At 61.4% G+C, this 22,896-nt stretch carries 19 protein-coding genes and 1 pseudogene; 8 read left to right on the forward strand and 12 right to left on the reverse strand.

Annotation, left to right across the window (positions count from 1 at the left end; translation table 11 throughout):
- Nucleotides 1-912: 912 nt before the first annotated feature.
- Nucleotides 913-1,673, reverse strand: a protein-coding gene (locus IF803_RS27615) for an IS5 family transposase (RefSeq protein WP_210199792.1) whose coding sequence is annotated in 2 segments (ribosomal slippage) — nt 913-1,328 and nt 1,328-1,673 — 762 coding nt in all. Because the reading frame shifts where the segments join, the coding sequence is not laid out codon by codon here.
- 109 nt (nt 1,674-1,782) lie between these two features.
- The gene (locus IF803_RS27620; protein WP_016844178.1) at nt 1,783-2,148 is read right to left on the reverse strand and encodes a nuclear transport factor 2-like protein; all 366 of its coding nucleotides are present in this window, start codon (nt 2,146-2,148) and stop codon (nt 1,783-1,785) included.
- A 147-nt stretch (nt 2,149-2,295) separates the two neighbouring features.
- Here IF803_RS27620 and IF803_RS27625 point away from each other — a divergent pair, with 147 nt between their 5' ends.
- Complete coding sequence (locus tag IF803_RS27625) at nt 2,296-2,487, forward strand: hypothetical protein (protein WP_028342765.1); 192 nt, start codon at nt 2,296-2,298, stop codon at nt 2,485-2,487.
- Nucleotides 2,488-2,516: 29 nt separating this feature from the next.
- Here IF803_RS27625 and IF803_RS27630 read toward each other — a convergent pair whose 3' ends face one another.
- The 3 genes from IF803_RS27630 to IF803_RS27640 all read right to left on the reverse strand — a co-directional run bounded on the left by IF803_RS27630 (nt 2,517) and on the right by IF803_RS27640 (nt 7,284).
- Nucleotides 2,517-2,660, reverse strand: coding sequence for a hypothetical protein (locus IF803_RS27630; RefSeq protein WP_016844177.1), 144 nt, complete (start codon nt 2,658-2,660; stop codon nt 2,517-2,519).
- Between the two features lie 598 nt (nt 2,661-3,258).
- A complete protein-coding gene (locus IF803_RS27635; RefSeq protein WP_028342763.1) occupies nt 3,259-5,469 on the reverse strand; it encodes an ATP-binding protein in 2,211 nt (736 codons plus the stop codon).
- A gap of 1,242 nt (nt 5,470-6,711) precedes the next feature.
- The gene (locus IF803_RS27640) at nt 6,712-7,284 is read right to left on the reverse strand and encodes a TetR/AcrR family transcriptional regulator (RefSeq protein WP_028342762.1); all 573 of its coding nucleotides are present in this window, start codon (nt 7,282-7,284) and stop codon (nt 6,712-6,714) included.
- A gap of 81 nt (nt 7,285-7,365) precedes the next feature.
- On the opposite strand from IF803_RS27640, the gene IF803_RS27645 reads away from it, so the two are divergent.
- Nucleotides 7,366-8,565 (forward strand): FAD-dependent oxidoreductase, encoded by a 1,200-nt coding sequence (locus IF803_RS27645; protein WP_461194186.1) that lies wholly within the window; start codon nt 7,366-7,368, stop codon nt 8,563-8,565.
- A gap of 201 nt (nt 8,566-8,766) precedes the next feature.
- On the opposite strand, the gene IF803_RS27650 is transcribed toward IF803_RS27645, so the two are convergent.
- Entirely contained in the window at nt 8,767-9,177 is a 411-nt protein-coding gene (locus tag IF803_RS27650; RefSeq protein ID WP_075969232.1) for a GFA family protein, read from the reverse strand.
- A 305-nt stretch (nt 9,178-9,482) separates the two neighbouring features.
- Here IF803_RS27650 and IF803_RS27655 point away from each other — a divergent pair, with 305 nt between their 5' ends.
- The 3 genes from IF803_RS27655 to IF803_RS27665 all read left to right on the forward strand — a co-directional run bounded on the left by IF803_RS27655 (nt 9,483) and on the right by IF803_RS27665 (nt 11,256).
- A complete protein-coding gene (locus tag IF803_RS27655; RefSeq protein WP_461194188.1) occupies nt 9,483-9,749 on the forward strand; it encodes a carboxymuconolactone decarboxylase family protein in 267 nt (88 codons plus the stop codon).
- Nucleotides 9,750-10,255: 506 nt separating this feature from the next.
- Nucleotides 10,256-10,756, forward strand: a complete 501-nt coding sequence (locus IF803_RS27660; RefSeq protein WP_245288818.1) for a c-type cytochrome — start codon at nt 10,256-10,258, stop codon at nt 10,754-10,756.
- Nucleotides 10,757-10,842: 86 nt separating this feature from the next.
- Nucleotides 10,843-11,256: a nuclear transport factor 2 family protein gene (locus tag IF803_RS27665; RefSeq protein ID WP_028342761.1), complete on the forward strand. Its 414-nt coding sequence runs from the start codon at nt 10,843-10,845 to the stop codon at nt 11,254-11,256.
- A gap of 291 nt (nt 11,257-11,547) precedes the next feature.
- Here the strand turns inward: IF803_RS27665 and IF803_RS27670 are convergent, their stop codons facing one another.
- Together IF803_RS27670 and IF803_RS27675 are read right to left on the reverse strand one after the other, a co-directional pair.
- Entirely contained in the window at nt 11,548-14,877 is a 3,330-nt protein-coding gene (locus IF803_RS27670; protein WP_028342760.1) for an adenylate/guanylate cyclase domain-containing protein, read from the reverse strand.
- A gap of 46 nt (nt 14,878-14,923) precedes the next feature.
- Nucleotides 14,924-16,366 (reverse strand): FAD-binding oxidoreductase, encoded by a 1,443-nt coding sequence (locus IF803_RS27675; protein WP_035632300.1) that lies wholly within the window; start codon nt 16,364-16,366, stop codon nt 14,924-14,926.
- 534 nt (nt 16,367-16,900) lie between these two features.
- Between IF803_RS27675 and IF803_RS27680 the strand changes: the two are divergent.
- Together IF803_RS27680 and IF803_RS27685 are read left to right on the forward strand one after the other, a co-directional pair.
- Nucleotides 16,901-17,179 (forward strand): annotated as a pseudogene (locus tag IF803_RS27680) (IS110 family transposase); the annotation flags it as partial.
- A gap of 1,477 nt (nt 17,180-18,656) precedes the next feature.
- A complete protein-coding gene (locus IF803_RS27685) occupies nt 18,657-18,839 on the forward strand; it encodes a hypothetical protein (RefSeq protein WP_028342758.1) in 183 nt (60 codons plus the stop codon).
- Between the two features lie 838 nt (nt 18,840-19,677).
- On the opposite strand, the gene IF803_RS27690 is transcribed toward IF803_RS27685, so the two are convergent.
- The gene (locus tag IF803_RS27690; RefSeq protein WP_051448012.1) at nt 19,678-19,908 is read right to left on the reverse strand and encodes a DUF3606 domain-containing protein; all 231 of its coding nucleotides are present in this window, start codon (nt 19,906-19,908) and stop codon (nt 19,678-19,680) included.
- Nucleotides 19,909-20,029: 121 nt separating this feature from the next.
- Between IF803_RS27690 and ligD the strand changes: the two genes are divergently transcribed.
- Entirely contained in the window at nt 20,030-20,953 is a 924-nt protein-coding gene (gene ligD / locus IF803_RS27695; protein ID WP_461194190.1) for a non-homologous end-joining DNA ligase, read from the forward strand.
- Nucleotides 20,954-21,160: 207 nt separating this feature from the next.
- Here the strand turns inward: ligD and IF803_RS27700 are convergent, their stop codons facing one another.
- From IF803_RS27700 to IF803_RS27710, 3 genes are all read right to left on the reverse strand, one after another.
- The gene (locus IF803_RS27700; protein WP_028342756.1) at nt 21,161-21,538 is read right to left on the reverse strand and encodes a DUF1515 family protein; all 378 of its coding nucleotides are present in this window, start codon (nt 21,536-21,538) and stop codon (nt 21,161-21,163) included.
- A 110-nt stretch (nt 21,539-21,648) separates the two neighbouring features.
- A complete protein-coding gene (locus IF803_RS27705) occupies nt 21,649-22,383 on the reverse strand; it encodes a lysozyme family protein (RefSeq protein WP_028342755.1) in 735 nt (244 codons plus the stop codon).
- 156 nt (nt 22,384-22,539) lie between these two features.
- Nucleotides 22,540-22,800: a hypothetical protein gene (locus IF803_RS27710; RefSeq protein ID WP_028342754.1), complete on the reverse strand. Its 261-nt coding sequence runs from the start codon at nt 22,798-22,800 to the stop codon at nt 22,540-22,542.
- Nucleotides 22,801-22,896: the final 96 nt, after the last annotated feature.

The following is a 22,896-nucleotide window of genomic DNA, read 5'->3' on the forward strand; positions in this document are numbered from 1 at the left end:
CCCCTTGGGGCTGAGTCGGCGGCTCTCCGCCGATTTGAACCCAAGACATTAAAACAATAAGTCCTAGCGTCTACGAGGAGCGCTTTGGACGCGCGGTTTTATAGCCTATTCGGGCTACGTGCATCCGGCATAAATTGCGCTTTCAGCGAGAGACGCCCGGGCTTAAGCTATGTGACAAATGCTGCACTGTCGGGGTGTGCCATGGCCGAAACATTCGTCCGCGTAGGCATGTCCTCTTTGGCCTTTGCCCTTTCGCAATCGTTGCAATTGCTCTGCTCGTGTAAAGCTGACACGGTTTCATTCGCGAGTCGGCCGGAGCGAACCGGCCGAGACAGCGGCCCCAGCGACAGCCTCTTGGCCCCAAAGGTTGCTGCGGCCGTTTGTGACTCTCTAAATTCATAGCAATGAAACACGTTGGCGACCGCCCCTACTCCGAATCCGAAAAAGCCGCGCGCAGGATCATGGAGCACGCGCCTTCGAGCCGATCCAGGATGGCCGGATCTGCATCGAAGAGATCAACTATCCGATGCTCTACCAGGACAAGGCGCCGCCGGCTGAGTATTGGGCTGGCTTGGAGTACCCGAAGGATCGGGGCTGGCTCGGGTATCACGGTCTCGCGGCCCGCGTGCCGGACCTGGACCTCGGGCAGCGCTTGGTGCTGCGGGACGAAACGGGCTGGCAGCTGACCGACGCCGGCCGCGAGATCCTCAGTGTTGCGGAATCGTCGGCCCCCCAGCCGGTCGCGCCGGAGGTCTCAGCTGTATCCGCGCCGCCGCAGCCCGATGCACTGACCGCCCTCCGCCACGCCTGCTCGAAAGCGCGATCCCGGCACAGCGACCGAGCAGACGCGAGGGGCGACGGCGCATCGACAACGGCGGCAGCTGGAGCGGTCGGCTTAGGACCGATCGACATTCATTGCATCCAGATCATTGCGGCAGCGAGATGGATGAAGCCGGTAAAGTTGTCAGATCCCCTATCATAACGGGTTGCCAAGCGTCGGAAGTGTTTGAGCTGGCAAAAGCAGCGCTCGATGCGGTTGCGCTGTTTGTATGCGTCGGCGTCGTGCGGAATGATGATCCTGCGGGTGCGGTTTGACGGGATCACCGCCGTTGCGCCGATTTCCGCGATGATCGCACGCAGGGCGTTGCTGTCATAGGCCTTGTCGGCGAGCACGGCATCGCCGCTCTGGCCGTGGAGCAGTGCGGGCGCCTGGGTGATGTCATTAACTTGCCCAGCCGTGACGATGAAGCGGAGCGGACGGCCGAGCGCATCAGCCAGCATGTGGATCTTGGTGGTCAGTCCACCTCGGGAACGCCCCAGCGCCTGATCTTTGGCCCCCCTTTTCCGCTCGTCGCCTGCTGGTGGGCGCGAACGATGGTGCTGTCGATCATCAGATACTGGTTGTCGCGATCGGCGGTCAGAGCAGCGAACACGCGCTCCCAGACGCCGGCATGGCACCAGCGGCTGAAGCGCTGATGGACCGTTTTCCACTTGCCGTACCGTTCCGGCAGGTCGCTCCAGTGTGCGCCCGATCGCAAAACCCACAAACATCCGTTGACGAACAGTCGATTGTCCGCAGCCGTACGTCCCGGGTCGCCAGCTTTCCCCGGCAGCAGTGGCGCAATCCTCGCCCATTGCGCCTCCGTCAGCTCATATCGTTTCGCCGCCACCATCTGCTCCGTGTCTCGAATCACGGAACTCTATGAATCAGCGATCAAACCGCTTGGGAATCCTGAATGTCGATCGGTCCTAGGCCGCCGCGAACGGACAGTCGTCACGGCATCAAACCGTAAACGCCTCATCGTTGGTGACCAGCGGATTGCAGGTCGAGTGCACGATCTTGCCGGCGGTGTTCAAGCGGAGACGCGTCCGGAACAGCCGTCCCCCTGCATCGCGGTACTCGAGGTAGATGCCGCCGTCTTCCGGCACGATCGCCTCGATCTGGAAGGGGCCGGGAGGCTGATCCGCCAACCTCAGCGTCCAATAGGAACGCAATGCCCGCCTGCCCTCGAACCTCCCGCCTTCGCAGCATTCCACGGTGGTGTCTTCGTCGTACAGGCCGAGCAGATCGGACATTCGCCGGTCCCGGCACGCGTCGAGCAAATCGACGACGATGGCCATGGCATCGAAAGTCTCGGGTGCACCCATCACGGCCCTCTTTCTGCAACGCCCCATCGCAGACTAGGCGTTCCGGCCTGAACTGCAGGTGAACCGCGCCGGGTTCCGGAATCGAGTCCTTCTTGCGCCGACCGGGTCCCGCAGCGGCGCCGGAAGAGATCGCAGAGGAGCGCGAAGATGGAGCTGACCGATCTGGAGCGCGATTTTCTGAGGAAGCGCATCGGCGAATCCTTGGTCAACCCACCGACGTTCGACCACGAAATCGCGGCGCGGCTCGTGGAGCCCGGTCACGTGGAAACCGAACCGCTTCCATCCGGAGATATCGAGTATCGCATCACCGACGGTGGGCGGGCGCCGGCTACCGCGTGAACACAGATCGGCGAGCCGAGGGGGCCGAGTCAGGGGGCTTCGGTTTTCGGGAGCCGCTCCAATTGCAGACGCAGGGCGGGCGACAATTCCGGCTTTTCCTTGATGCAGCCGCCCGCCGATTCCCGCACAATTGACCCGCTGTGTTGCGGACCGATGTCGACGCCCCCCAGCATCGGAGCAATCTCGTTGCGACCCACCCCCTGAAAGCAACGTCGGCGGACGTCGGCGGTTTCAGCGGCGACCGGGGCAGGTCGAAGGAACGATAATCGTGCTGCCCCATTGAACTGCAGGGACCGTCGCCCGCCGTTGAACTACGGCGCCTGTCGCGGATAGCCAAAGGTCTCACGGCCCGCTATTCAGAACTAGCGCTCGCGAGGATAGCCAAAGGCGGCGGCCTCCTCCAGGCGTAAGAGTCGAACCGTCCTCCGCAGCGCCTGCGATGTTGCCTTCGAGGCCAGCCGCATGGAGTCCCTAAACGATCGACCGATGTGCCCGGTGTGCAAGCACGGGCTCGCGCTGTCGCGTATCTCTTCCGGCGAGCGGGGATTCGAGGACCGTACGTTCGAGTGCTCTACCTGCGGCGGGACGGAAAAGGTTACGATCGAGGTTGACCCCGTGAAGTCAGATGCGGTGGGCTGGCTCGCCCGCGAGCGTCGGCCGCCGCGCTGACTTGACCCGATCGGTGCCGCCACGGCCAATGCTCGATGCCGATGATCATCCTTGTCGTGTCACGGCAGAAAAGCCAACTCGTTCTGCTGCGCGCCCCATCGCTCAGTTTTCGACTTGATCCATCACGTCGCGTACCTTGGCGGCCAGTTCATTGAAGCTGAAGGGCTTGACGATCAATTGCACGCCCTTATCGAGCCGGCCGTGATGAATGATCGAGTTGCGGGCATATCCGGTAGTGAACAGCACCTTCAAGGAGGGGCGGATGGCTCTGGCTTGAGCGGCGACCTGCGCGCCCGTCATACCGCCCGGAAGGACCACGTCTGTAAACAGGAGATCCACTCGGGGTTGCCGGTCTAGAATCCGCAGAGCCGCCGGCCCATCATGGGCCTCCAGCACGCGATAGCCCAGCTCGCGGAGGCTGTCGACAGAGTAGGCTCTGACGTCGGCGTCATCCTCGACGACGAGAATGGTCTCTTCCTGGGTCGCCTCCGGATTGAGCGTCTCGTCAGGTGTGGTGTCATCCGACGAGTCGCCTAACAGGCGAGGCAGGTAAATTTTGACGGTGGTGCCCTGCCCAAGTTCCGAATAAATCTTCACATGACCGCCCGACTGCTTGACGAAGCCATACACTTGGCTCAGCCCAAGTCCCGTGCCTTTGCCGACGGGTTTCGTCGTGAAGAATGGCTCGAACGCTTGCGCCACGGTCTGCCGGTCCATGCCAACGCCGGTGTCGGTGACCGATATGACGACGTACTGGCCCGCCACCACTTCCCTATGTGCCGCGACATAGGCTTCGTCGATGTGGGCGTTACCGGTCTCAAGTGTTAGCCTTCCCCCATTTGGCATGGCATCGCGAGCGTTGACGGCGAGATTGAGGATGGCAGCCTCGAGCTCATTGGGGTCGGCTTCCACGCGCCACAACCCGGCGCCGAGCACGGTCTCCACGGCGATCGTCTCGCCGAGCGTGCGATGGACCATCTCGGAAAGGCCGTTGACCAGAACGTTCACGTCGATCGGCTTGGGATCGAGGGGCTGGCGGCGCGAGAACGCGAGAAGGCGCTGGGTAAGCGAGGCCGCCCGTTGGGCGCCATTCATCGCGTGACGCACGGCGCGCTGCAGATGCGCGGAATCCGAAGGAACATTACGCTGCAACGTGTCGAGATTTCCCATGATCACCTGGAGGAGGTTGTTGAAGTCGTGGGCGACCCCACCCGTCAACTGCCCGACCGCTTCCATCCTTTGGGACTGCCGCAGCGCCTCCTCGTTGCGCTTAAGCTGTTCGGTGCGCTCGATCACCTGCTTTTCCAGCGTGGCATTCAACTCGACGAGCGCCTCCTGGGCGCGCTTGCGTTCTGCGATTTCGCGGTGCGACGCCTGCGAAAGACGGACATTGTCGATTGCCACGGCCGCTTCGGCGGCGAGCCCCGAGAGGCCCCGCTCGGAGCGCTCCGAAAAGACGCCAGGCTTGCCGTGGCCAAAGAACAGGCCTCCGATCACATCCCCCGTCCGCGAAATCACGGGAACGGCGAGATAGCTCCGGACGGGCAGATGGCCTTCGGGCATGCCTCGACGCGGCGCATTCTTGCCATAGCGGGGATCCTTGGTGATATCGTCGGAGCGCACGATGCCCTCGCCGTTGAAGGTCGGCGCGAACACTTCGGTATTTCGCGGCATCGGAAACTTCGAAAATGCCTCCAGCGGCGCTCCCGAAAGCGTGTAGAGCATGTAGCTTTCGCCGGCCTCGTTGGTGAGGTTGTAGAAAAACGCCCCAAACTCGGCACCGCTGAGTTCGACGCCCGCATCCGTTACGATTTGCACCAGGCGCTGGAGATCAGTCTCGAGGGCGAGGGCCGATCCGGCGCGATTGAGCACTTCGAGCGAATGCCGCTCTTCACGGATCATCTCCTCGGCCTCCCGCTGGATCGTGCGGTCGCGCAGGATCTTGACGAAACCGACGATCTTTCCGCCCTCGCGGATCGGGCTCAGTTCGCCCACCGCCCAGAAACGGCTCCCGTCTTTGCGGAGGCGCCAGCCTTCCTGGCCGCCGCCCCTACCGTGCGCGGTCGCATCTTCCATTTCTTTGCGCAACTGCGCTTGGCCAGCGTCTGCGGCAAAGATCCGGTCCAAGGACTTGCCGAGCATTTCGGGTTCGCTCCAGCCAAGGATCCGGCTCGCGCCGGTATTCCAGCTGGTAACGAGTCCGCGTTCATCGGCGCTGATGATGGCCGTATCAGTCGCGCCATTGACGATCTGACGCCACTGGGCCGCGCTGATTTCATCGGGCGCGCTTGCGAGGTCGTCAGCTTCGATCATCGATGCTCCCTGACAAAAGTGCGGATGCCACATCCTGGAAGGAGGCAGGCCGGCGTCAGTAGCTCGACTTTCTTGACGGCCCCCGGCGGCTGAAGAAGTACACTTGGCCAACGCAGGGTCCCAGCGGTGAGTTCCCTTTCGAGCGGGTGCGGTGGGGCACGAAATTTCGTTCAGAACGTCAATACAATGCGGAACAAAGGACCGCATCACGGCCTTCCCTAGCCATCTTTTCGGGTTCCATGACGGAAGGCCGCAGGAATTGTCCGACCTCGGTGATGGACGCCGTCCGCCTGAGCTGGCGCTCGGCTGATGGTCAACCGCCGGGCGTCCGGAATGCGGATGGCGGACTAGCCGCCAGACATCGCCGTTGGCGCTTTCGTAGAGAACTCTTCCGGTCATGCCGTTCAACCGAGGCCGGCCACCCGGGTTGCTGCACGAGCCTGCTTTGGCAGTTCGCAGGCTACGACGGCGCGCTGGCCGCGGGGGCGACCTTCCGCAGCGCCTCCAACGCTCCCTTCTTCGCTGCGGCCATCGATCGCTTCCAAGGTGGCCTGAAACGGCAGGTGCTCTCGTCGGCGGAAACGGGTCCTCCATTCAGATGCGGGGTGCTAGGCGTGGTGCGGGCCGGCCTCTGGCGATACCGCGCGGGTTCAACTTCCGTCCTCCTCTTTCCGCGCTTTACCGCCCCTATAGCTACCTCGTTGCACAACCCGGCGCTCGATCGCTGATCCGACCGGCCAGTTTCTACGGCCAACGAATTTCCTCCGTGGCACCTCGCGCGGATGCCCTGCGTCCCGAACGCAGTGAGCATCTTCTAAGTTGTTGATTTTTCTTGATGCAGCACGTGCTTCCGTCCCGCTTCGTGCACGGTCGTTTCACCCAATTCATTGCGATTTCGTTGCGCGCTCTGGGATGAGAACAGTAATGGCTCCGCAAAGGTCGCAGCCAATAGTTCGCCTCGTCGAATAACCTGTCCAAATCCGCAGAGCCCGTTCGAGCATTGCTCCTAGCGCGAATCCGGGACCACGTCACCGGTGCGCCAGGACCACGATACCCGTCAGCGACAGACCGATCGCGAGCGCGCGGATGACAGGGCCGCCTGACCCGGCTCGACGCCCATTGCAGGGACCGGGCCGTATGGGATGTTCGTATTTCGACGCGCTGGACCCGATCGGGCTAGCCGCTTTCGAGCGGCTCGTAATTGACGACGTTGGTGCTCGCGCCGGTTCACGCTCATGCAGCCTAAACCTCGTCCATCGCGTAACGTTGCAGTACCGGGCCGACGTGTGCGACGAGGTCCTCCCGCGAGAGAGAAACGACGGGGGGTAGCTTGAGAATGTAGCGGCACAGCGCCAATCCCAAAAGCTGGCTGCTGATTAGGCCGGCGCGCCGCGGCGCCGTAGACTCGCGTCCGACGGACGCGATCAGCGGCCCGACCTGTTTCGCGAACACTTCGCGCACTTTTTCGGCGGCGAATTCGTTGGATGTTGCAGAGCGCAGCATGATCGTCATGCCCCTGCCGGACCCTTCCCACAAATCGAGGAAGTGACGGATCAGCGTCTCCCCGATCTTGTCCGCTTCGCTCGTTTTCAACGCCGGCAGGCGAAGATCGATGGCGGCCGCTCGCCCGAACAATTCGTCCTTCGTCCGGAAGTAGCGCATGACCATCGCAGGATCGATCAACGCACGGGCCGCGACGTCGCGGATCGTGGTGTTGTCGTAGCCACGCTCGGAAAATAGAGCCTGCGCCGCAGCCAGTATCTGTGCCCGGGTCCGGTCTGACTTGATTGATTTTACTGCGTTTTTCGCCTTCATCGAGCGAATATGCCAACAAACGTTGACAAATTCAACTCACCGCCTCAAATGTCAACAAGCGTTGACAAAAGAGGTTTTGCCATGAAAACTCAAACTGAGGTTCTGATCGTGGGTGCTGGCCCAACTGGGTTGGCGCTGTCGATTGCACTCCATCAGGCGGGCGTCGACCATATTTTGATTGACCGCCTGAGCGAGGGGCAGAACACGTCGCGGGCGGGCGTCATCCACGCGCAGACGCTTGATTCGCTCGCCGCCCTGGGCGTGAGTGACGAGTTGGTCGCACGGGGCCTTAAGGTCAACAATTTCACGGTGCGCGACCGCGACAAAGCGCTTCTGCGACTGCGTTTCGACGCCCTGCCCTCCGGGCATCCATATCTACTAATGCTGCCGCAAAACATAACTGAGCAGGTCCTCGCGTCTCGTATCACAACACTCGGCGGCGTCATTCATCGTCGCGTCACAGCAACTTGCGCCGAGCAGGACAGCGCCGGCGCTCGTGTCACGGTGAACGGCCCCGACGGCGAACAGGTGATCTCAGCTCGCTACGTGGTCGGTGCCGACGGCATGAATAGCGTCGTACGTCAGGCGACCGGCATCGGCTTCGACGGTGGCACCTACGAAGACTCCTTCGTGCTAGCTGACGTTCGACTGAACTGGCCCTTGGGCCAACACGAAGTATCCCTGTTCTTCTCGCCCGCCGGCTTGGTTGTCGTCGCTCCGTTGCCGGGTGGATCCTACCGAGTGGTCGCAACTATGGATAATGCGCCGGAGCACCTGTCGAAGTCAGACGTTCAAGCCGTGATGGACTCGCGGGGACCTCAGGCCAGCAACGCAACAGTGCTTGACGTGCTCTGGAGTTCGCGCTTCCGCTTGCATCATCGTCTCGCAAATTCCTATCGATGCGGCCGGCTAATACTGATGGGCGACGCAGCACATGTTCATAGCCCGGCAGGCGGTCAGGGCATGAACACCGGCCTGGTAGACGCCGTGGTGCTCGGAGAAACTCTGGCGGGCGTCGTCGGGCGCAACAGACCTGAAACAATGCTCGACGTCTATGAGAGCCTGCGCCGCCCGGCGGCAGCGCGGGTGCTTGGCCTTGCAGGCCGGCTGACGGACATGGCCACGACGCACGGTATCTTCAAGCGTGCCGCGCGCAACGTCCTACTGTCCTTCGTGGATCTCGTTCCAATCGTCAAACGACAGATTGAAATGAACCTGTCGGGTCTCAGCCGGGCCAACCTGGCGCATCTTCCGAATTACGAGCACCGCCAAGCCGCTTGAGAGGCATGTTGCGCGCCGCGCACGCGGCCTCAAAGCATCGTGCGATCAAGCACGATCCCTGCTTTTCAGTCCGCAGTCGTTTCTCGCGTTTTGGGTCCTTTCCTGATCTTGGATCGCAGCACACGCAGTGGTGTTGACGACTTCCGCTCCTTATCGGCGAGTGCGCCAAATGACTGGCAATGACGGATCGAAACGCTCCCTTCAGTGGGACGCCTCGCTGAACTTGGTGGTGCTGGAATGGAAAGGATGCCATGGCGCCGCGCGCGAAACCCAGGTTTCGAGAGTTGGGTCGAATTTTGAGGGATCATCGAGGCTACTGACAGCGACGATCAACGATTGCGGTCTAGTAGGCCAGTGAGCGGAAATAGGACTGCCACACTTGTTGCAAAAGCCCCTTCGGATTTCACGGCCGCTTTCAGCGACGGTCTCATAGAAGGCCGGCTCACCCTTGAGATAGCGAAATTTGTCGCTCGCAAACAACATCATCGCCGAAAATGCGGTGCCACTCGATCGCTGGCAGTCCCGGCAGTGGCACATCAACTGAACTATCGGTTCTCCTGAGCATTGGTAACGGATGTTCCCACAGGCGCAGCCGCCGGTCAGCATCTTCATCGCTCCCATTCAATGCAGAGGTGTATACATATCAGCAACTCCAGATGGGTCAAATCGCGGGTCAAGCTCCGTTTTCCCGCCCCGCCGCCTTTCACTGAGGCGACGATTTCCGATGCTTATACCTCCTCGCCCATCGCAAGCATTGCTGCGGTCGCCTATGCGCATGAACGCCGCTGTTGGTTCTGGCGGATTCCGGCACTGGCGCAAGCCATGTGTTTTTGTCTGCCAATAATTGATCAGAAAGCATGTCATGAAAGGATGTCGTCGCTCGTCTCTCGCTTGTCGAACAGCAAAGGAGGCCGTGAATGACACCCCGCATCAATCTTGCCGCCCCAAACGAAGGTATTGAGGCCACGCGCGCCGCCGATAAATGGGCCCAAACAAAGCTCGAGCCGAAACTTATAGGCCTCGTCAAGACGAGAGCCTCGCAAATCAACGGATGCACCTTCTGTCTGCACACGCACAGCGGCGAGGCGTTCAAGCATGGTGAGACCCCTTTCCCGTCTGCCTTTGATCGATGGATGGCAGGACTCCGCCTTATTCTCGAACCGCGAGCGGGCAGCACCAGCTGAGACTGAGTTTGACTAGGATCGCGGAAACCCGCCCATTCGTCCTTAACGTCCGGCGCTCGCCTCGAATCTAGAAAGGTCAATCCATGGGCGCCCCCTCCGCCGCTCTGCATCCCGAATGCTTCGAGAAAGCGGCGCCCGACTAGATGCGGAGGGCGCCCTTCATTGCCCCGAGCCGATGTTGATGTTCGGTTCCCTGAAATGAATCGGACGCAATTGCGCGTGCTTATCCGTCGTTTGGATGATCCGCGCGTTTCCTGAGCCTTGCAGGGCCCGCTCCTGGCAAAGGCGCCCGTGCGCTTCCGCGCACCCTGGCAATGGGATGGCGGTCCCGCCGTACTGCAGAGTCGCGCCATCGACGATACCGGCATGGTGCAGCCAACGCGCGCAGTTCGCGGCCGAGCGCGGCTTGCGTGGTGTCTACCACTACAATGCCATCGCAAGTTGGCGCATCGACGAGTTTGGGGAGGTCAGCAATGTTTACGCCTAAATGCATAGCAGTCTGCTCATTGGCGATCGCGCCGGTAGCTTTTGCCCAAGCCCCGCGGTTCGGGCAACCGATCGCGCCGGCGGACATCGCAGCATGGGACATCAGCATCGGACCGGATGGCGTAGGTCTGCCGCCTGGTCGCGGCACAGCAATTGAGGGTGAGGCCATTTATGTCGCGAAGTGCCAGGCCTGTCACGGCGAGAGGGGAATCAGCCCCAGCGTCGCGCTCGCTGGAGCGCTCGTCGGCGGCATGGGCACACTAACGCCGGACAAAACACCGATAAAGACTGTAGGAAGTTACTGGCCCTATGCAACGACGCTGTTCGACTACACCCGTCGCGCAATGCCATTCCAGGAGTCGAAATCGCTCACCGCGGACGAGCTCTACGCGGTATCGGCCTACATCCTCAATCTCAACGGGATCGTCGGATCGAACGATGTGATCGACGCGCAGTCGCTGCCCAAGGTGAGAATGCCGAACCAGGACGGGTTCATCCCGTTTCCGCGCAATCCGAAATAGCTTCGGGGCCGGACCTCAGGTGCCGCCTGCGTACCTGCCTACTTTAGGTTGGAGGAGGAAGTCAGACGAAGTTCGATCGGCGCGCTATGATCCTGCTCTGCGCCACCACGCTCGCTAATACGGTGGCTAAAGCGGGGGATGACGGTGATTTAGCCCAGCTTATCGAATCTCTCCGAACGGCCAAGCAGACGAAGAACAAAATGCAGTTAGAGAACTTGTGTGACGATCATCTTTCCTATGGTCACTCGTCCGGGAAGATCGACGACAAGGCCGCGTTCGTCGCTGGTGCAATGAGCCCCAAATGGCGTTGGATATCTCTGGACTTCCTAGATTCGAGGACAAAGACGGCTGGCGATCTGGCCATTAGCCGTATGACATTGGCAGGCACCTATGAGGTAGATGGCAGCAAACAAATATCCATCAAGGATGGAGTTGTAATGGTTTGGCGGAGGGAAAGTGGGCAATGGAAGTTGTTTCTTCGCCAAGCCTATAAAATCTGAGACGCACTCACACCCGTGGCCGTAATAATCCGCTGTCCGTGTCGGTTGCTGGCCCGTTTGAGACATGCAGGCGGGCTCAAAAAAGGTCTGCTTCTGGTGGAAGACCTGAAGTAGTCGGCGGAGGCTCAAAACGACGCGATTGACCCATAGCAGAAGTGGCATGTCGGCAGGACATACGCTTTATGCCACAACCGGCCGGTTCGGCCAGGTAGCACTTCGACCCCAAAGCCAAACTTGCGAGAGCTCTGTCTTGTCCGGAACCTAGATCGCGCGGTTATTGCGGTAACTTCGTCACAAGTCTGCCAGCACCTTGCGAGCTTCCACGAGATCGTGCGTTTCCAAGCCCTCGCTGAACAAGCTGTAGATCGGCATGAGAGCGTCGCGCGCCTCTCGCCGCATGCCGCGTGACGCTTGGAGCCTGGCGCGCGCAATGCTTGCGCGAAGCCCGGGCAAATTTGCTCCCTGAGCAGCGGCGATATTGATCGCAACCTCGAACTCCGCGTCCGCCTGATTTTCCGCCTGCTTCCCGACTGCCAGCAACAGCAGTTCACCCCGCTCCCGGTGAAGCTCGACGGCGCACCAGGTCTCGAGACTTGCGTCCGCAATTGCGATCGCTTCGTCGACGACTCGAAGCCCGGCCATGGCCTTTCCAGCCTTGCGATGAAGTGCCGCGAGCAAGCCAAGATGGTGCGGAATACGTAGCCCCGCACTTGTACGCCGGAAATCCTCAAGCCCGGCATCAAAGTCCGCAAGACCTTCCTCAAGCCTGCCGGATTCAGCGATCGCCCAGGCGCGAACGAGGCTGGCCCATGCGCCATAGTAGTCGAAGCGGTACTCGGCGCATATGTCGCGCGACTCTGCAGCGGCTTTCAGTGCGGCATCGGGCTCTTGCCGGAATTGATATAGCATCGCCAGATAGTTGAGCGCGAGCGCGATGCTGAACGGATGTGAAATCTCACGCGCGACGGCGAGCCCTCTCTCGGCAATCCCAAGGCTGCGAACGGGATAGCCGAGATGCCAGTCACAATGGCTCATGTAGGCGCGGCAGAATACGCTCATATCAATTCCGTAGACCTCGGAATAATAGCGGCCGCGGTATTCGCCGGCTTGTGCGCTTCGCTCGAGACGGTCGCGCGAGAATTGAAACTGACCGAGGTGGAATGAGAGCACGCCCGCAAGATGATCGGCTTCGGCTTGACGCACGGGATCACCGCTTCGTTTCGCGAGCGTCTCCGTCTCCTCGACGAGGCTTGTGACCTCGCGCAAGTTGGCGCGCACGTGATAGACGTGGCCGAGCCCCTTCAATGCGGCGGAGAGATCAGCCTCGCTCTGCAGCTCCCGGCTGAGTTCCTGTGCGCGCTGGAACGCCGCTTCTGCCTCGCGTGAAGCAAATCCTTTTGTTGCAATCAGCGGGCCGCCAAGCCCAAGCTGCAGGGCAAGCTCGAAGCGCGAGCGAGGTGCTCCAGGAGGAAGTGCTTGGGCGCACTCGAGCCCTGATCTCAGATGGGCAATTGCCTCCATATTCGCCGATCGGGCGGCTGCGAGGCGGCCGGCACTCAGCCAGTATGGAATGGCCTTCTCGGCCAATCCCGCCTCGCCAAAGTGACGGGCGACGAGCTCCGGCTGTGCTTCGACAAGTTGCGGAAAGAGCGCTTCGATCGATGTGGCAATCCGCGCGTGCAGCTCCTGGCGGCGCCGCTTGAGCAGGCTTTCGTAGGCGGCATCGCGCACCAGGGCGTGCTTAAAGACATAGATTGCGGCAGGCGCGAGGCCGCGCCGGAAAACGAGTTCTGCCGCTACCAGGCGGTCAAGCGCCGCGGCGAGCTCCCCACCGGGCATCGACACGACCGCAGCAAGCAACTCGTGATCGAACTCACGGCCGATGCAGGCTCCGATCTGGGCGACCTCCTTGACTGGGGCAAGACGGTCAAGCCGCGCCATCAACGAATCGTGCAGCGTCGCCGGGATCGCCAAGGACGGGAATGCTCCGGCGAGCACGTAGCGAGCGCCGGTGTAGCGGAGGATCCCGGCTTCAAGAACGGCCTTAGTGAGCTCCTCGATAAAGAGCGGCACACCCTCAGTCCGCACCAGAATCTGGTCGAGGACCTCGGCGGGAAGCGCTTTGCCTTCGGTGATCCGGTCGACGAGTACAATCACCTGCTCCTGTGGCAGGCGATTTAGCATGAGCAAGGTAACGTGCGGAAACCCGGTCCATGGCGGTGGGATTTCCGGGCGGAATGTGGCAACGACCAGCACTGGCAGGTCCTGAAGACGATCCACGATCTGGTCGAACAGCTCGCGCGAGGTGGGATCGAGCCAGTGCGCGTCTTCAAGCACCATCAGCACCGGGCCACGAGCGGCAAGTCGATCGAGCCTGGCCAGGAATGTGCGGAACAGGAGCGCCTTCCTTTGCTGCGGCGACATCTCTGGCTGGGTGCTCGGCCTCTCGGTTGGAATGCAGAGCAGATCGGCAACAAGCTGGATTGCATCGCTAGACAGCCCTTCGCCGTTTTCGCCAAGGAGGAGTTCGAGGCGCTTGAGCCGTGTTTCCGCGGCATCCTCAGGTGCGAACCGCGCCTCCCGCTCGAGCTGCGAGATGAAGGGAAAAAGCGGGCTGTTCAGGTGATGCGGCGAACAGGTGTAGCTAACGAGCGTGATCTGTTCGGCCTGTAGCCGTTCGCGCAGCGCGAGCACCAACCTTGATTTTCCGATTCCCGGTTCGCCAAAAATCAGGACGACCTGTCCAGCCTGTCCCTTGGCAAGCCGCCACCGCGACAGCGTCAAATCCAGCTCCTCGCTGCGCCCGACGAGTGGCGTGACGTGGGCTCCGTGCAAAGCCTCGAACCTGCTCTCTGCCCGGCCTTCGCCGATGACCTGCCAGGCTTGCACCGGTTCGGCAAAGCCCTTGAGCCGAAGGGAACCGAGCTCGACGAATTCGAAGAGATCGCCGACCAGGCGGCGCGTGCTGTCGGCGATAACGACCGTACCAGGGTCCGCAACCTGCTGCAGGCGGGCCGCGAGATTTGGCGTCTCCCCAGTGACCGCTTCCTCCTTCGCAGCACCTTCCCCGAGCAGATCACCCACCACGACAAGCCCCGTGGCGATGCCGACGCGTGCTGCCAGCAGGCCTCCTGCGCCTGACGACATGCCGCTGACCGCTGTTGCGACCGCAAGTCCCGCCCGGACAGCTTGCTCTGCCGCATCTTCGCTTGCGCGCGGCCAGCCGAAATAGGCCTGCACTCCGTCTCCCAGAAACTTCGCGACGTGGCCCTCCAGTCGCGCAATCTCTCCCGCCACCGTGTTCGAGTAGGCCCGCATCACCTCGCGCAGCTCCTCGGGATCGAGACGGCGGCTGAGATCGGTCGAGCCGACGAGGTCGACAAACATGAGCGTGAGCTGTCGGCGCTCCACCGACGCGACGGGCCGTGCCGCCGCCAGGTCCGCTGGTAGCAGGCCGATTGCATCGAGAAGCTTCCGCCGGTGGCCGACGGCCTGGACTCCAATTTCCTTGAGATCTTCAACCGTCAGGTGGGGCAGGATCTCAAGGTCAATTCCGTTGTCGCGGAACGTCTGCTCATAGGATTGCAGGCCCAGGCTGCGCAGCCATTCTCCGATGTCCAACTTCGTCTCCGTGGCCCCCTCGATTACGGATCCCGTCCTCCTCTTGTCAGGCGGCCGGTCGCTGTGCGGCGGACGGCCTGACGTTCTGATTTAGCCGGAATAGGTTGCCGGGATCGTACTTGGCCTTCAGCGCGGCAAGACGAGCGTAGTTCGGGCCGTAGGCGCCGGCTACGCGATCGGTCTCGTCCGCCGGCATGAAGTTGACGTAGACGCCGCCGGTTGCGTGAGGCGCGGTCTCAGTAAAGAGCCTGCGCGCCCAAGCGATCGAACGTTGCTCATCCGCCGGATCGCGCCAACGCGTGTGAACATTCATGACAAACTTCGCATCGCGGTGGGGGAACGCCGTGGCGTCGATGGCCATGCGACTGGTGGCGCCACCAAGCTGACCGATGAAAATCTCGCACTCCGCGGTCGGCAGGCTTGTCGTATGGCTCGCCAGCGTGTCGAGAAGACCGTCGTTGAGTTCAACGAAATTGTGCGACTTCCAGTAATTATAGGCGCCGGGCGTGAGCATTGGGTCAAACGCGGTCTGCCAAGCCGCAAAGGGCTGCATGCCGATCACGTCTACGATCGGCTCTCCGAGCGCGCGCAACGGCTCCAACGCACGCTTGCCCTCGTTCTCATCTCCCACATAGCAGACGGCGAACGCGACGATCTCCTTGCCGTGAACCTCGACGGGCAAGAATGGCAGCGGCGGCGCCTGTCTGAGCACCACCCACACCGTCAATTCGTCGGGCGCCTTGGCGGCGACGTCGCGATAGCCCGCGAGCAGCTCCTTCGCCCGCGCAAAGGGATGGACGATGAGTCCGGCCAGAACCATCGGACCAACAGGATGCAGGCGGAACTCGAACGAACTCACCACCCCGAAATTGGCTCCGCCTCCGCGCAGCGCCCAGAACAGATCGGTATTCTCGGCGATGTTTGCCCGAACGAGCTCGCCTTCGGCCGTCACCACGTCGGCCGAGATCAGGTTGTCGGCGGCAAGCCCGAACTTGCGGCTAAGCCACCCGAAGCCGCCGCCCAGCGTCAATCCCGCAACGCCGGTCGTCGAGTTGATCCCGAGCGGGGTTGCAAGGCCGAAAGCTTGCGCCTCCTTGTCGAAGTCGCCAAGCGTTGCCCCCGGGTCCACGCGCGCGGTGCGGTGAAATGGATCAACCCGGACGGAGCGCATCAGCGAAAGATCGATCAAGAGCCCGCCGTCACAAACAGCATTGCCCGCGATGTTATGGCCGCCGCCCCGCACGGCGACCAAGAGGCCGTGCTCACGCGCAAGCCGTACGGCACGAATGATATCTGCGGCCCCTCTACAGCGCACGACCGCGCCTGGGCGGCGATCGATCATCGCATTCCAGATCGTACGTGCTTCATCGTAGCCCGGCTCCTCGGCCAGACAGACGTTGCCTCGCAAGGTTTGACGAAAGGCAGCAATTGCATCGCTTTCAAGGGTAATCGCCCCGCCCAATAGCGAGGCCAGCCGGATCTCCGCCATGGCATCTCCTCCGTGACTAGCGGTCAGTGTTTCGGCAGTCAGCTCTCATACGCTTGGACGGATCAGCAGAAAGGGCGGCCACGCCCACGGCTATTGCAACCGAAGCGGCGCCGAATCACCCCGCTGCAGCCGTTCGACATTGCGAACGGCAGATTTCCGCCTAGAGGTTAGTCCTCCGGCAAAACGAATGGTTCTGCGACAGAATGTCTCGCGGATGAGGAGCGCCTACAAGCCCGCGCGGATCGGCTTTCCGTCACCTGCAAACGAAACCAAGAAAATCCGGCCCGCAGAGGGAACTTCGGGGGTAGAGGAAAATGGAGGCCCGCTCCTGCCCCATCGCTGAAGCCAACTCGTCGGCCGATGTCCGCTTTGCTGCCACTTCTCGCAAGTCAGCTCTTGATGCTGTGGACGGCTCCTCCACGGGCACGACAGTGCCAAGGAGTGGGCGCCGTTTGAGGCTCCCACGATTCGGAGGAGCAGCCTATGCAGTCAATTTCGACGATCGGTCTGGATATCGCGAAGTCGGTCTTCTAAGTGCACGGCGTTGATACAGCCGGCCAGGTGGTCATACGCCGTCAGTTGAGGCGCGGGAACGTTCTGGCGTTTTCCCAGAAGCTGCCGCCATGCCTGGTGGGGATCGAGGCTTGCGCATCATCGCACCATTGGTCCCGCGAGCTGCAGGCGTTGGGGCATACGGTGCGATTGATGCCTCCGGCCTATGTGAAGCCCTACGTCAAGCGGCAGAAGAACGACAGCACCGACGCGGAGGCGATTTGTGAGGCGGTCACGAGACCCAACATGCGGTTCGTGCCGACATGATGGCCAGGGGCGAGCGCTACAGGGAGCCCATCGCGCTCGTGGCGTAACTCATCGCGCCGGACATCCGGTGTAACGTAACGGTTGGGAGGGCGAACAGCACGTAATGCAGCGCCGGTCGATCCGGCGATCAGGACAACCCACTTGGGCCACGGCATCTTCGAATGCGTGCTTTTGACCGGGACCTGATCCGCGGAGGGCATTATGGCCAGCGGTCATGTAGGCCGGTTCCATAGGTTGAACTTATCCGCGCTTCCCGTATCTAATGACGCCGCTGGCGACAAACCATTTCGGACGCAGCGGCGTTAGTACCGATGGCGTCTCCAACACCGCCTACAAACAAAAAGTGTCTGTGTCCGATATGCGGTGAGCTCGCGCTGATGCTTTCCGCAGCGACAGCTCCCTTCGCGTCCGGCGCGATATCCGATCTCTCTTGCCCTAATGGGCACAGCCTCATAATCACCCCGAAGGGAAAGGTCGTAATTGCCTCGACACCTCGGCGCGAATAACATCATTTGCGTAACTACGGCTGTCGGTTTGCGACAGCGCGAGTGCCCGTATAGAAAGCAAGGCATATCGAGATAACAAGGAACGAGACCGCCTCAGCCGACGGCACTCCCAGCGATTAAAAATTCTATAAAATTCCGAAACCTAACCTACGTTACTTAGTTGTTGCGGATCACCGGCGCGCCAAAGGCACTGGCGGCTGAGAGACCGATCGCGCTCCCGCCCTTCTAGACCAGCGCGGCGCGCGTTATACGGTGCTCGCCAGACAAATCACTGACCAGCAGTCCCTCGATGCCATAGCGCTGATACTCGCAAACCATGACGCGCAGAAGCGCGAGCTTCATCCCGAACCGAAAGAGTAAGGCCGCCCCTCAGGTGTCGGATATTTCGTCATTTTCGGCTAGTGCCTCACTTTGAAGTTCCGTAGATGAAAGTTCCAGCCCTTAAGGAACAACGCTCCTATGTTATCTTGGTGCGTTGTATCGCCATCACCGGCCGAGGCTCTGTCCGTAGGCGTCGGTGGCTGAGAGACCGAGCGCGCTCCCGCCTGCAAAGCCAGGGAGCACGGCCCTGAGTACGTTCATCCGCGAGATCATCGCGCGGGCGGTCGAATTGCTAAAGCTGCCTAAGCCTGACACCTTCCTCGGCCGCAAGACGCAGGAGCCTTTCCCGCAGGAGGAAAGCAGATATGGCGAAGAAAAGGACCGTGGGCGAGCACTTGGATACTCCCGCCAAGCGGGCACGAGCCAGGTTGCGCCGACTAAGCACCGGGCTAGAGACGGGCCGTAACAAGTCAGCGGACAAGGAAGGCGGCCCCAGCGAGGTGTCAGCCGGGGCCACTTCGGACGTTCAAATGCCATCGGTAGGACGTGAGGTAACAGCATCGGAACGTGCGCGATAAACGAGCCCGCTTCGCGTTCGTTCCTTGAGGGAGCGTAGTGTTTGCGGGTCCCTAGGACGCCGTTAGATGAAGATGATTGCTGAGTACCTGGAGCGGGCTCACCAGTTCGAGCGGATGGCTACGCATGAAAGTGATCCCAAGCTCAAGGCTGATCTTGAAGGACAGGCGGAGGCATACTACGAGCTCGCGAGTAAGCGAGCGCAGGAGATGGGATTGCCGTCGCCCAAGACCAAAGGCCAGCCCGGCTGAGGCCGCGGCCGGCTCACCCGAAACAACCCCGCGTAATCTGGCTGAAAAAGTTGCAGCTTTTTCCTGGCTGCAGAAATGAAAAGGGGCCGTTTCGCGTGACGGCCCCTTACCGGAAATCTGAAAATTGCTGCGGAATGAAATCTAGCCCCGGCAGCGAATAAATTAGCGCCGAATGGTCCACAGGTTGACTCCGTAGAATCCCGGTGTCGGCCGCCGATGGGCACTCCAAGAAAAAGGCCCCAGCACCTCTGGGGGCCTGGAGGCCGGTGCCGAGGCCAGTTGTCCTTCGATGAATCGGGGCGTGACCCGAGGTTTCCAACGCTAACACCGGTGTCAGGAATTGCTACTCCTTCTCCCCGGCGATCGGGTGCCTTAGTTGTCGCAGCAAGTGTCCTGACTGGACAGCGTAATAAGAAAGGACCCCAGCCTTGACGCTGGGGTCAGGATGTAGCTGGGCGTCTCGTGCCGGTAGCGGTGCGGCACCGAACAGGGCGACCAATGCAAGCGCAAGCGCTTCGTTCCTACCTAGAAAAGGCCCCAGCATCCGGATCATGCTGGGGCCAAGTCGCCGAAACGCTGTCCACCGAGTAGCAGCGGTCGTCGGTCTAGGGCTGAAAAAATGCGAAATGAAAATTACAAGCCCTGCTGCTCGGATCATCTAAGCGATCTCCGGTTCCGAAAATATCCCGTGTGAATCTTCGCGGAAAAAGCTGTGCTTTATCCGGTCTACAGGTGACGATCCCAAGGGAGATGATCGCGAATGTGCCCCGGGTCTTCGGGGGCAAGAGCCGGGGCACGCTCCACTCGTCCATGCCGCTCTGCCGTGGGCGGCACATTGCTAACGATGCTTCGAAGGTGCCGTTCCTAACGACTTTTTCATCGCCGACCCGGGCCGGCGCTCAACTCGCTTGCGGCTGGTGCCGACCTTCTTGACGGCTTTCTTCACCGATGCGGCCGACTTGCCGGTTTTCCTCGCCTCATAGCGCACCTCGTAATCCTGCCCGCCGGCGACGCGCGCACGGTCCTGCTTGCGACCGCGCGCGGTCTGCTTCTTCGCCTTCTTTGCCATTCCGGCCTCCCTGTTGGTGATGGCCAACTCTGGTTATGATCGACCGTTCCATAGCGGAGATGCGGCGGAACGATTGCGATTGCGCCAGTTTGAATCAGCTCATTGTTTGTGGAGTTGCGTTGTGGCGTTTCAGCGTAGGAAGCCCGAGGCGATCGGAACCAAGGCGCTCTTTCCCGGCTTCATCGCGCCGGCCCTGGCATCGCCGATCGAGAAGGTACCGAGCGGCACACGCTGGATCCACGAGATCAAGTTCGACGGCTATCGGATTCAAACCCACATCGCCCATGACGAGGTGAAGATCTACACCCGGCGCGGCAACGACTGGACCAAACGCTTCAAGAAGGTTGCCGACGACGCCTGGCACATTTCCGCATCGTCAGCCATCATCGACGGCGAGATCGTCGTTCCCTCGGCAGACGGCACGACCGACTTCTCCGTGCTGCAGAACGAGCTGCGGGGCAAGTCGACCAGGATCGTGATGGTGGCCTTCGACCTGTTGTACCTCAATGGTCGTGATCTCCGGAAGCTGCCGCTGGTCGAGCGCAAGGCAGTGCTCAAAAAGCTGATCGCCGGCACCGCTATCCAGTTCAGCGAGAGCTTCGAGGTCGACGGCCCCAAGATGTTCACCCACGCCTGCAAGCTCGGGTACGAGGGCGTGGTGTCGAAGGTGGCAAACAGTGTCTATCCGATCGGTACCCGCAGCCGGGACTGGGTCAAGAAAATCTGCGCCCAGCGCGAGACCCTGACCATCGCGGGCTTTGCGCTCGACGGCAATGACTGGGACGGCATCTATGTCGGCCGACGCAAGGGCGACGAGTTGATCTATGCCGGCAAGGTCGACCACGGCTTTGACAAGGCGTCGGCCGCCGATCTCCGCAAACGCCTGACGCCGCTGATCCGCAAGACGCAGCCCTACACCAAGCGCATCGCACACAAGGCGATCTGGGTTGAGCCGAAGGTGCTGGCCGAGATCGAGTACCGCGCAAAATCCGCCGAGGGCAAGGTGCGGCACCCATTCTTTCGTGGCGTGCGAGAAGATCTATGAGCAAGCCTTGCTGCATTTTTTGCGACGACACAAGATGGGTTTGTGAGAACCATCAGGACCAGCCCTGGACCGGTCCGCACGCGTGCACTTGCGGCGGCGCCGGCGCGCCCTGTCCCGCCTGCAATAAGGCTGATGATGGGCAAATCCCTCGCCTCCCCAAAGGTTTCGATCAAGACCCCGATTAGGAGGAGCGATCGCACGTGACCATCAGTGCTTGACGTGAATGTCGACGAAGTTGTTCACGACCCAGACGACGCCGCCGGTCAAACCGACCGCGGCCCAATAGAGCCAGCGGCTGACGTTCCTGACGCCGGCCGCCTGGACGCGAACGTTCTGGACGGCCTGGACGGTCGGCTTCATCTCGGCGATGTCTTTGGTCACCGTCGAGATCTGCGCGCCCATCGTCGTGACGTCGGCCCGCAACGCCTCAACCTTTTGATGCAGATCCTTCCGGCCCTCCGAGGCCTTCTCTTCCATCCGCTGCCAGGTCTGCAGCAGCGTCGAGACAGTCGACTCGAGCCCGCCGATCTTGGCGGCCATTTGAAGCAAGGCAGCATTTACGCCGGCTGTTTCGTCGCCGCTCATTTCGCCTTTTTTCGCTTGAACAGGCCGAACCGAGGCGACGGCTTTTCCGCCGGCGCCGAGCTGTCGCAGGCGACGGCCTCGACGCGGCCGATGCCCTCGCGGACGTCCTGTTATTGGCAGACGGCGCGACGCAGGCAGGCATTGACCTTTGCCAGCGCCGCGCGGTCGGTTTTCCAGAGCCGCTCGATCTCGCCGGCGTCGAGATCGCGATCCGGCGTATCGACCGGCGCGCGCTCGCAGGCCGCGACGTCCGCCGGCATCGGCGGAATGTTCGGCGCGTCCGGAGGCGGAGGCTGCAGCTTGTCGACGCTACCGGACGCCACGCACCCGGCGAGACATGTCGCAAGTAAAGCACTTGTTAGAATTAGCCGGCGTTGCATCGATTGCCCCCTGGTTGGTCCTGAGCTGCTCCTCGGCTGCCGCAGCACGCTTGGCGTCGCGCTGCTGCAGGGCTTTGGCGAAAACGAGCTGGCGGTCCCTTTCCGCGAGTCGCGCCTGCAATTGTGCATTCTGCTCGGCGACATGGGCCGCCTCGCACTTGGCATCGGCCGCGCTATAAAGCCGGCGTTGTAGAGATGCATGCCGCCGGCGATCGCAGCGCCGCCGGCGACGACAGCCAGGCTGCCGGCGAACAGCGCGCCGGCGGCAAATGGCGAGAGGTTCACGCCGGCGAGGCCCGCCAGGCGCATGACGATTGCGACGACCCAGCTCATGCGTGCTTCCCCGCAGCCGCAGTCGATCGTCACGCCGGACTGTTCGCCGACCCAGGTCGGCCAGCGCAGATGCTTCGAATACCAGGCTTCGCTGGTGACCTCGGCCGAGACGATCAGGTCAAACGGAGGCACGGGAGATGCCATGCAAATCGATAGCGCTCGCAGAAACCAGCGCTGGTCATAGTGATAATCCTTTATTTCGGAAGAAAGCGCCTTTAGCGAGGGGTTCGCTAGAGCGAGAAGGTCACCGACCGTCGTGCCGAGTAGCGGAGCGGAAGCTAGGAACTTCTAATTTGCTAGATGCATATCTTGCTGGGCATCACTTGGCAGCGTGAAGCGATGTTTAGAGAAAGTATCATAGATCAATTGCGGGAGATCGAACGTCAGGTAGTCGAGGGAGAGCGTCAGCTGGCTGAATGCGAGGCACGCCTTGTTGAACTGAAGCGACAGAATCACGAAAAGGCCGGTATGCAGCGCGAGCTTGAGACGCTGCGCAACAACCAGAGCCAACTCGAACAAGAGCGGCAGCGCCTGCTGTTCCTGCTTCACCCGTAGTCATTTAAGAGCGGAAGCGTTGCAACACCTCAGGAGCACTGGGCTTCGGCAAGCCATATTGCTCGGCGCGCTTCTCTGCCAAATGTCTGT

This window comes from Bradyrhizobium sp. UFLA06-06 (assembly GCF_054820065.1).

Coding starts and splice junctions, on each gene's coding strand:
- IF803_RS27665 (WP_028342761.1), top strand. CDS start 10,843: ATGATCCTGCTCTGCGCCACCACGCTCGCTAATACGGTGGCTAAAGCG.
- IF803_RS27625 (WP_028342765.1), top strand. CDS start 2,296: ATGGAGCTGACCGATCTGGAGCGCGATTTTCTGAGGAAGCGCATCGGC.
- IF803_RS27650 (WP_075969232.1), bottom strand. CDS start 9,177: ATGAAGATGCTGACCGGCGGCTGCGCCTGTGGGAACATCCGTTACCAA.
- IF803_RS27675 (WP_035632300.1), bottom strand. CDS start 16,366: ATGGCGGAGATCCGGCTGGCCTCGCTATTGGGCGGGGCGATTACCCTT.
- IF803_RS27690 (WP_051448012.1), bottom strand. CDS start 19,908: ATGGCAAAGAAGGCGAAGAAGCAGACCGCGCGCGGTCGCAAGCAGGAC.
- IF803_RS27645 (WP_461194186.1), top strand. CDS start 7,366: ATGAAAACTCAAACTGAGGTTCTGATCGTGGGTGCTGGCCCAACTGGG.
- IF803_RS27620 (WP_016844178.1), bottom strand. CDS start 2,148: ATGGGTGCACCCGAGACTTTCGATGCCATGGCCATCGTCGTCGATTTG.
- IF803_RS27630 (WP_016844177.1), bottom strand. CDS start 2,660: ATGCTGGGGGGCGTCGACATCGGTCCGCAACACAGCGGGTCAATTGTG.
- IF803_RS27700 (WP_028342756.1), bottom strand. CDS start 21,538: ATGAGCGGCGACGAAACAGCCGGCGTAAATGCTGCCTTGCTTCAAATG.
- IF803_RS27655 (WP_461194188.1), top strand. CDS start 9,483: ATGACACCCCGCATCAATCTTGCCGCCCCAAACGAAGGTATTGAGGCC.
- IF803_RS27640 (WP_028342762.1), bottom strand. CDS start 7,284: ATGAAGGCGAAAAACGCAGTAAAATCAATCAAGTCAGACCGGACCCGG.
- IF803_RS27635 (WP_028342763.1), bottom strand. CDS start 5,469: ATGATCGAAGCTGACGACCTCGCAAGCGCGCCCGATGAAATCAGCGCG.
- IF803_RS27685 (WP_028342758.1), top strand. CDS start 18,657: ATGAAGATGATTGCTGAGTACCTGGAGCGGGCTCACCAGTTCGAGCGG.